The organism is Oscillibacter sp. (genome assembly GCF_032060045.1).
Taxonomy (GTDB): domain Bacteria; phylum Bacillota; class Clostridia; order Oscillospirales; family Oscillospiraceae; genus Oscillibacter.
On record NZ_DAMBZJ010000060.1, the window covers coordinates 1 to 8900 of the forward strand.

General features: G+C 45.6%; 8 protein-coding genes. 5 read left to right on the forward strand and 3 right to left on the reverse strand.

From position 1 onward, the window contains the following. The 3 genes from RT018_RS15165 to RT018_RS15175 all read right to left on the reverse strand — a co-directional run. The coding region (locus tag RT018_RS15165; protein WP_312943161.1) for an antirestriction protein ArdA at positions 1 to 705 on the reverse strand (705 nt) is incomplete at its 3' end. Next, positions 702 to 1034 (reverse strand): hypothetical protein, encoded by a 333-nt coding sequence (locus RT018_RS15170; RefSeq protein ID WP_312943154.1) that lies wholly within the window; start codon positions 1032 to 1034, stop codon positions 702 to 704. The genes RT018_RS15170 and RT018_RS15165, both read right to left, overlap by 4 nt. Before the next feature lie 297 nt (positions 1035 to 1331). Beyond that, complete coding sequence (locus RT018_RS15175) at positions 1332 to 2780, reverse strand: ParB/RepB/Spo0J family partition protein (RefSeq protein ID WP_312943155.1); 1449 nt, start codon at positions 2778 to 2780, stop codon at positions 1332 to 1334. A gap of 368 nt (positions 2781 to 3148) precedes the next feature. On the opposite strand from RT018_RS15175, the gene RT018_RS15180 reads away from it, so the two are divergent. The 5 genes from RT018_RS15180 to RT018_RS15200 form a co-directional block, all read left to right on the forward strand. After that, entirely contained in the window at positions 3149 to 4090 is a 942-nt protein-coding gene (locus tag RT018_RS15180) for a hypothetical protein (protein WP_312943156.1), read from the forward strand. After that, positions 4083 to 6005 (forward strand): hypothetical protein, encoded by a 1923-nt coding sequence (locus RT018_RS15185; protein WP_312943157.1) that lies wholly within the window; start codon positions 4083 to 4085, stop codon positions 6003 to 6005. Before RT018_RS15180 ends, RT018_RS15185 begins: the two co-directional genes overlap by 8 nt. An 11-nt stretch (positions 6006 to 6016) precedes the next feature. Beyond that, entirely contained in the window at positions 6017 to 6931 is a 915-nt protein-coding gene (locus tag RT018_RS15190) for a hypothetical protein (RefSeq protein WP_312943158.1), read from the forward strand. Positions 6932 to 6965: 34 nt separating this feature from the next. Continuing rightward, entirely contained in the window at positions 6966 to 8048 is a 1083-nt protein-coding gene (locus RT018_RS15195) for an N-6 DNA methylase (protein WP_312943159.1), read from the forward strand. 349 nt (positions 8049 to 8397) lie between these two features. Beyond that, the coding region (locus RT018_RS15200; RefSeq protein ID WP_312943160.1) for a hypothetical protein at positions 8398 to 8900 on the forward strand (503 nt) is incomplete at its 3' end.

Sequence of the window (8900 nt, forward strand, 5' to 3'; positions counted from 1 at the left end):
CCGCTCCGTATGGGGACGGAGCTTTTCGCCTTCCAGAGAGGAACGGTTAATCACCTCCTTGTATGCGGCCATCTGTTCCCGGATGGAGAGGGCCGGATAAGAAAAAATCTTGTTTTCAGCGGGAATGTCCGCAACACCGTGGTAGATCTCCGTAAACTCCCCGCTGGTTTTTATCACATAGCCGCCGGGGGCAAAATGTCCGTTGTCGTTCAGCCGCACATCCCGCCCATACGCCTCAAAATCAAAATAGGGCAATATGTCCTCCGGCACCGCCAGCGTGTCCATATCCTCAATGTAGATGCGCCCCAGCGTTTCATCGTCAGAGATGCCGGGATACAGTTCGTAGCAGTCGAGGTTATGGACAAGGTTGATGATGCCGGCAACGCAGGCCGTGTGGTCGCCCTTGTTGATGACGGCCTCAAAGGTTTCAAGCCGCCCTTGGTCAAGCTCGGAGAGCAGGCAGGCCAGATGATTGAGCTCGTCAAGGTTGGCGTACTCGCTTAAATGGTCGTACAGCCCCAGCATATCGCCGTTAAAGGAGGTTATAAGAATCTCCTCATACCGCACACCGTCCACGCCAGTCCGTCTCAAAAGCGCCTGCACCTCCTCGGCGCTGGTGGGGAGCACCAGCGTTTCGCCCACAAGCTGGCCCTCGGCGTACTTCCCGGCGTTGGTGACATAGGCTTCAAACAGGGAACCCCTCAGCGGCAGCCCTGTCCCTTGACGGTCAAAATGCCTTCCAAGGTGGTGGCGGTGATCCGCAGGCGCTCCGCCACGGCGATGTCGTTTTTCATGGCCTCGGTGACGGTATGACCGCACACCACCAGCACATGGGAGCGCCGGAGCAGGTCACGGCTCATGTCGATGCCGCTTTTATGCTCCTCCGGCACTGCGTCATTCAAAATCAGCGGAAGATACAGCGTCGGGCAGATGGGCGAAAAGCCAGCCTCATAGACCACGCGGCAATACTGCGCCGCCTGTTCTTCACTTTCGCCATACCATGCGGCAGTGATGTAAGCGAGGGGTCGTTTCATGGTGAAAACCTCCGTTTTTTATATAATATAGCGTTCAACTTTTTCCGCCCGCCCTTTTTCAATCTTGAAAAAGGGCGGGCGGTTCTGGAGGATATGCCCTCGTCGCGCTGCCGGAAATAGCACAGCCGGGGCAGGCAGTCAAGGGCAGGCCGCCGCAAGCGGCGGTGCGTTGCACCCTTGACGGCCAGCTCCCAGCTGTGCCGTGGAATATGCGGCGACGGAGGATATACCAACCAGCACCATGCAAACGAGGGGCGGGGCGGCCTCGGGACAAAGTGTCTCGAAGCTGCCCTACGGTTATTTTTCCATTTCCTTTTTCTTATCGGACTTGGAAAGCTCGGGCGGCTGCTTGGCTTTGTCCTCAGCCAACAGCGCCATGATTTTGTCCTTCATTTCTCGGGGCGTAGCCGTCTTGTCGAAAAACTCGCCCAATTCCGCAGTGGAAATAATCACCTTGTCTACCTCCTTTTTTTGTCTGCTCAAAATACCGTCAATCGCATCGCCATTGAGCCTGCCCTCTTTTTCCAGTTTCCGAAGCTCCTGCGCTTGGGAGAGGGACGGCGAGGATTGCTCCCCCTCAATCGAAACAGCGATAAGGCTCTGATTTTTGGGCTTGATGTAGGAAATCTCAACCGCAGGCATAAAGCCCAGCTTTTTCGCGTCGGCCATGTCCAGCAGTTCCGGCACAAGGGAATTGAGCCGGATGTACCGCATGACCTTTTTATAGTTCATGCCGTTGTTCTCACCGACAATCTCAACAGAGCGTTTGCCAACATCACCCTCGGCCACGCCGTCCAGACGCCCGCCTTGGTGCTTGATGGCCTCAACCTCCAAATCCAGCAGCTTTGCAAGCTCGCTGGGAAGCGGATCGCCGCGCTGCTTGTTGCTGATTTTCATTTCCTGCACGGCTTCAATGTCCGTCATGTTGCGGACAATACAGGGCATTTCCTCCAGCCCCGCAAGGCCGCTGCCGTGATGCCGCCTGTGTCCGGCAATGATCTCATATCCGTTGCCGTCCTTTTCGGGACGGACGGTGGCAGGGGTCATAATGCCGCGCTCCTTGATTGTCCCCACAAGCTCCGTCATTTTTTCATCGTCCGTCACCTTGTAGGGATGCTCCCGGAATGTGTGGAACGCATGAAGCTCGGACAATTTCAGATAGACAAGTTGCCCGTCCTCAACCGGGCGAGGTGGAACGGCAGGCTCATCCGGGGCAGGCATAGGCTCCGGGGTGGGGATGTTCTCTTCTGGAACAGGTGTATCCTTGATTGGGGTGGCCTTTTTGCTTCGGGACACTTTGTCTCGAACCTGCGGCTGGGCGTCGCCAAGAGTCGCCTTGTCAGCCTTGGCCGGGCGGCTCTTGCGTGGCTTGGCCGCTTTTTCCCCGCTGGGCATTTCTTTTTCAGACTTTGGGGCACGGCCCCGCTTCGGTTTTTTCTGTTCGGCTTCAAGCTCCGCAATCGGCTTTTCCCACTCCTGCCGTGCGTCCTCGGCGCCGGGGTCGCCCTTTTCCGTGCTGCCAGCCCCGACAAGATCCATCTCCTCCGCAGGGGGAGGGATAACGGCCTTGCCGGGATCGGGCAACGCCTCGCCCATTTCAAAGAGCGCGGCCTGTTCCTCTTTTTCCAGCATGACCGCCTCCGCATCGGTCAGTTCAGATGCTGGGGACGCACCCGGAAATTCCGCGCCCGAAACCTCCGGGGCAGCAGCCTCCTCGGGAATCGGACTCTGTTTGTTTTCGTCCATAAAATTTTTACCTCCTTTTTCGTGGCATAAAAAAAGACCAGCTTTCGCTGGCCGGGAGCGTGTGACCTCCTCTCAATGTATGATTATATGAAAACGCCGCCCGTAGTCTACCGTGGGCGACGCTATCATTATAGTTTGAAAATTTCGCTTAATTAAATTCAAAGGAACACGAAGGCGTTATATGGTTCAATTAAATATATTGATTCGACAATTTATTGTAAAAACCATTGATTTAAGATATACTATTTGAATTAGAGCTGTTTCCTGAAATGAAATTTGCTGCGAGTAAGCTACGTTAATATTTGGTCTAATTAGATGGCTCAGGTTACTATAACGCCAATGCGGACACGACGTGAAAGGAATTGACTATGGATGAGATTACAACTCTACATATTAACAAATGTAGAGCGTATATTGATTTTATGCTGTCACAACAACAATGGTCTGGTTTGACAAAATATGAAGTTGAGCGATGGCTAGGCAATTTTCGAAATTTACAGCCTAGCGAAATGCTGTTGGTGTATAAGCTCCTGACGGGCATAATTTATTTTTCTGAAAAAGATGTTCTTGAAGCTTTAAAGGAGGGTGTCTACAAGTGCATATGTTATGAACATGTTTTAGAAAAGCAAAAGAGTATGGGGTTTGGCTTAAGCCAGCACGCCCTTTCTAATATCTTCCGCGAAGAGATTCAAAAAACATGTTTTATTCCACTCCTAGATAGTGACTCTCCTCATGAGAGTGGTAATTATGTTTCTAGAATTCTTGTTCAAAAAGGAATAATACCACCATCGCACTCAATGTTCTTGAATAAGCTCCCTGACGCATTTCAAAGTAAAACGTTCAACAAGCTGGTAATTGTTGACGACTGCGTTGGCAGTGGCGATCAACTTCGTGGATTTTGGGAAGATGCCATAGTATCAACTGGTTTTAAAAATGTTTATCTCAAGGATCTCTGTAATACATACAACATTGAAGTAAGTTATCTTACTCTGTTCGGGTATGATAGGAGTATATCTGAACTTAAGAAAGATCTTGTTGGCTTAAATATTTGTTGTGTACGTAAACTGAGTGAAATACAACGAGTGTTTTCTGATAACTCATATATATGGAAGAACACAGCCGAGCGCGATGAGGCGCTATCCCTTTTCTCATCCCTAACCAAAGAGAATGGGATCCTTTTATATGGATATAAAGACTTGGATTTTGCCTTTATAATGCATGAAACGATTCCTGACTGGTCGCTACCATTGTTTTGGAAAGAGAACGCGGATTGGAAGTTGCTAATGAGGAGGAAAAACTCAAATGCATAATCAATTTAATCCATTTAAGGAAAACCGAACTGAGCAGATGCGGGATCTTTGGAAATACTATGTTCCGTTTCCAGGCCTCGATGGCGCAGGCAAGCCAATTGTCGTCCAAGGTGGGCGCGGTAGCGGAAAGACCATGTTTTTTCAGTGCAATTCTTGGAGACAGGTTTTGTCAGAAGTCAGAAAAAGCGAGAAACCCTCTAGTATTCTCTTGGACGATCGAGATTTTATCGGTATATACTACAGAGTAGATACTACGTTTGTTTCATCAATGCGTGTAAGAGAAGAAGCACACTGGGATGCAATTTTTGAAACTTATTTCTCCATCTGCATTCTTCAAGATATTCTTGATCTTGTTATAGCCTTATGTCAAGACATGCCAATTGATGAAGGAACCTTAACGTCGTTTGTCAATGATTTTGCCCGTAGAATTTATCCAGAAAGTACAGTTGATAATGTACGAAGCTTTCGTAGTGAAACAGAACATTACCTTGATATGATTGAAGATAAAATTAACGGTGTTGAAAACTCGGGCGTAATGGGTATAAGGTGGGTTAAAGCTCACAGATTTATTAGTGACTTGTGTGAGTCTTGCAACAATCTATTTAAACGAAATCTTCTTTATAAGGTTTTTATTGATGAATATGAGACATTGCAAGAGTATCAGCAGAAAATAATAAACACTTTAATTAAGCACAGCACGCTGCCTGTGATCTTCAATATTGGCTTACGCCCAAAGGGCATGAAAACCAAAGAGACCATTTCTAAAACGGAAACCATTGAGGCTCCTCATGATTACGAGTTTGTAACACTAGGTATTGATTCTGCGTCATATCAAGAAATTTTAAAAGAAATTTGTCGAAAGCGTATTGCTTTGGCCAAAGAGCAAGGGAGAATTCCTCCAAATGTACCGGAAAATATAGAGTACTATTTGGGAACGTATTCCATTGACTATGAACTGCAGCGTATATCACAGGCCAAGCCAAAGTTACCGCATATCAAAAAATTAAATGAAATAATCAGAACTATGGGAAATACAGAGGGATTATCAGAGTCAGAGATAAATGCATATTGTGAAGAACTTTCTACTCGGGCTCCTGTTATTAACTCTCGATTGCATTATGCGCTACTTTGCAAGCAAACAGCATATACGCCAGCGCTAACTACTTTGTGTGAAGCATACACAACCACCAATTCTCGATACAATGATTGGATGCACAATAGAAAACACGGATTGATCTATCTTCTCTGTAAGGAAACAAAAAGGGAGAAAATGTATTACGGATTTGATGTGTTTGCTATCCTATCATCTAATATAGTAAGATATTTTTTGGAACTATGTGAGCAGACTTTTAAAATCGCTTTTTTAAATGGTTACGCATGGGAGACCCCTATTAATCCAGAAGTGCAGACAGAGGCGGCGAGATATGTTAGCGAATATAAGATTGTTGACATTGCTGGATACGAGCCGTATGGAAATGAACTGCGCTTATTTATTCAATACCTCGGTCAAATTTTTTATAGACTACATACTGGCGAAAATAATACTCTGGGCGAGCCGGAACCCAACCATTTTAACACTAAGGACCTGTCACTGCCAGAGCAAACAAAGAGATTGATATCATCGGCAATTATGTGGAATGTCTTGCAGGAGGGCGAACCAACTAAACGAAAGCAGTCTAAATTATCGCCAGAAACAGTGGATTATTACCTGAATAAAATCTATGTTCCCTACTTTGGAATTTCTTATAGAAATCAAAGAAAAATTCAAATTGAGGTTGACGTTCTAAAGCAATTACTTAGTGGCAATGAAGATCAGGCTAAAAATGGATTTCGTAGCTACTTTAAAATGCAACCAGATGAACCAGTACTTAACGATAATCCTTCGCACCAAATTTCACTTTTTGACCATGTTTAGGAGGAAACGGCATGATTAGAGAGGAATATGTATTTGAGGATGTCGCAGAGTATCTGTATGAAAACAATGAATTACTAATTGCTGGAATTTCAAGAGAAGATGAGCGTAGCCATTTTTTCCTAAACGAATGGAGTATACGTAAAAAGGATATTCTTTTAGTTGACAGGAGACCCGGTGAACAGTTATATTACAAATTTGTAAAGAACAATCAAGTGATAGGTGAGAATGTGGTGGATTTTTGTATCGCAACGCCAAGACTGTTACGTAATTTGCGAGTGGAAGAAAAAAACGTATTACTTGATATGTCAAGCTTGGACCATGTATTGATTATGTTTTTAACGAAACAGTTGCTTACACAAGTAGTTCCTCGTGCATTATTTGCAACATATATTAGGCCTGAGAGATATAATAAGCAATATGGTGATATTGAATTTTCGTTATCTTCCCAAGTTTTGGCTGTTGAAGCAGCTTCTGGTTTTACAAAGCGCGAAAGCACTAAGCAAACGCTTTGCTCATTCCTTGGGTTTGAGGGGATTCGCTTAAAGGGAGTTCTGGAATCAGTTCATAATGTTGAAAAATTTATACCTATAGTAGCCTTTCCATCTGGGTGCCCTCAGTGGTATAATACTACAATGTGGAATAGCATGGATACTTTACAGAGTGAATGTAAGGATTCTGCTGTTCGAAAGTGTTTCTCTGAAAGTGTTTTTGAGGCAGTCGAATTATTGCGTGATAATATAACGCCAGAAGAAAAAGTTGTGCTGGCACCGTTGGGGACAAGACCTCATTCCATGGCTTGCGCAATTTTTGCTTGTGAGCATCCGAGCACTCGGATCGTATACGATTATGTTGTTGAACATAATCATCGTGCGATAGGTATTTCTGACATTACGGTCTATCACCTTTCGACGTTTTTAAAATCATAGAAGTGGCATTTATCGGGAGGAAAGGAGGGAAGGTTTGGATTATAGTAAGTTTTATACCCCACCGCATATTGCATCACTGCTAGTTAAAGAACTAACTGAAATACAGCCTGACACCATAATTGATATTTGTTGTGGTAGCTGTAATCTGCTTCATGCGGCAGGAAAAAGATGGAAAAAAGCAAAACTGTTTGGGGTCGATGTTGTTAAGCACGATACCTCTGATGTATGCTTTACACATATGGACGGACGAAAGTTTGCAATTGAGCATTCAGCGAAATATGCCCTGGTTCTAGCCAACCCTCCTTTTGATTGCGTTGAAAAAGAGAGGGAGTTTTCGGAACTATACTCGGGGATATTCTCAAAAATTCGTACAAGACGACTAGAAATTGAAATGCTTTTAGCAAACCTTTTCTTGATGCAAGATAACGGTACCCTTTTAATCATAATGCCAAGCACATTCGTTGAAGCCACTGGCCGCAAGACAATTCGAAAGCTGGTTGGTGAAAATTACTACGTGAAAAGCATAATTAAGCTGCCAGAGGATACTTTCGGTGCATCGCATATAAACAGCTATGCATTAGTCATTAAGCATTGCACAGCCGCTCGTCAAGTTACTAACTACTATTCCTTAATTTATGCCAATCAAGAAGGGCACAGATTCTCTTCTAAAAAAATTGTTTCTCAGAAACACATAAAGAACGGAGACTGGATGCCATTTATGCATTTGTCCCTTGATGCGGATTTGGACATGCACAGAGGAAATATATCCAGTCAAGCATTTGTGTCCTCTGGAACTCCAGTTTTACATACAGCAAAACGGAGCCGACCTTGGATGCCATCTGTGCGCTATATTGAAAGGCCCTTTGAATCAGCCGTATATGCAGAATGCGGAGACATCATTATAAGCAGGATTGGAAAATCTGCAGGTCAGTGGTGCCAATATAACGGAAAACGCATGCCGATATCTGATTGTTTGTATTGTCTAAAAGATCCAGACGGTTCAGTCTTAGAAAGACTTGGCAACAAGGAGTATGATTTCCCTCAAAAAGGTGTGGCAACGAGATATATAACAATGAAAGACTTTGTGTCGTGGTATTCCTCAATAGCTAATCCATGATCCGATTATTGCTGCCACTAAGCTAGCTTCGGGGCAACAGCTCCTCTTTCGGTATACGGTTATATAGCAAAGCGCCGCCCATAGTTTCCTTGGGCGGCGCTGACGTTCTAACATCATTTTTGGGATAAAACCTCTTGCTGATTGCCTATAAACCATTGATATGAATGAGTTTTTCCAGATCCTATAATTACACTCCAACCATGGGTAAGTCCTTATAGGACTTACCCATTTTTTATGCTCATTTTTAATTTGAAATGATTACGATTCAGTTGTGCGGTTTCGTGCAACTTTTTTATGTTGGCTCCGTATGTAGAGGGACTTATTCTTTACTGCATACAGGAAGTAACCTGTGGCGGAAGATTTTAGCCCATACATGGTTCCGGATTCCACTGGGGTTTGGGGAACCCGGCCCAGGCAGCACCGCGGCACCGGGAACGGGTTTGACTCCGCGAATCTTTATTTAAAATCCATCCCGGCAGAGAACCCCTCTCTGGAGCTGGACGAGCTGTTGAAGCTTTTGACTTCCACCACCAATGCGTATCTGGCAAACTTTAAAGTGGACGGCAGAATCCCCTATCCCCTGCGCCACGGCTTTGAACGGGACATGGAAGCCTTTTCCCGGCACCTTTCCGAACAAGTGGCAAATACTTATCACAATGCCATCGGTAAGGGGGTCAGTATCAGCAGGGCCATTGCTCAGGCCCACGCGGTCGTTGAGTCCGGGATGCGTACGCTCTCCGCGAAGCTCAATCGCTATAACCGGGAGTTCTCCGCTTGGCTGGCTCTGGAGTCCCTGCAAAGGCAGGGCTACTCGCGCTATCTGTTCCTCAGTGAGCGGGGGCCGAATACCTG

Bases quoted from the DNA above. Each gene is read 5' to 3' on its own strand.
- RT018_RS15170 (WP_312943154.1), bottom strand. From the start codon at position 1,034: ATGAAACGACCCCTCGCTTACATCACTGCCGCATGGTATGGCGAAAGT.
- RT018_RS15175 (WP_312943155.1), bottom strand. From the start codon at position 2,780: ATGGACGAAAACAAACAGAGTCCGATTCCCGAGGAGGCTGCTGCCCCG.
- RT018_RS15180 (WP_312943156.1), top strand. From the start codon at position 3,149: ATGGATGAGATTACAACTCTACATATTAACAAATGTAGAGCGTATATT.
- RT018_RS15185 (WP_312943157.1), top strand. From the start codon at position 4,083: ATGCATAATCAATTTAATCCATTTAAGGAAAACCGAACTGAGCAGATG.
- RT018_RS15190 (WP_312943158.1), top strand. From the start codon at position 6,017: ATGATTAGAGAGGAATATGTATTTGAGGATGTCGCAGAGTATCTGTAT.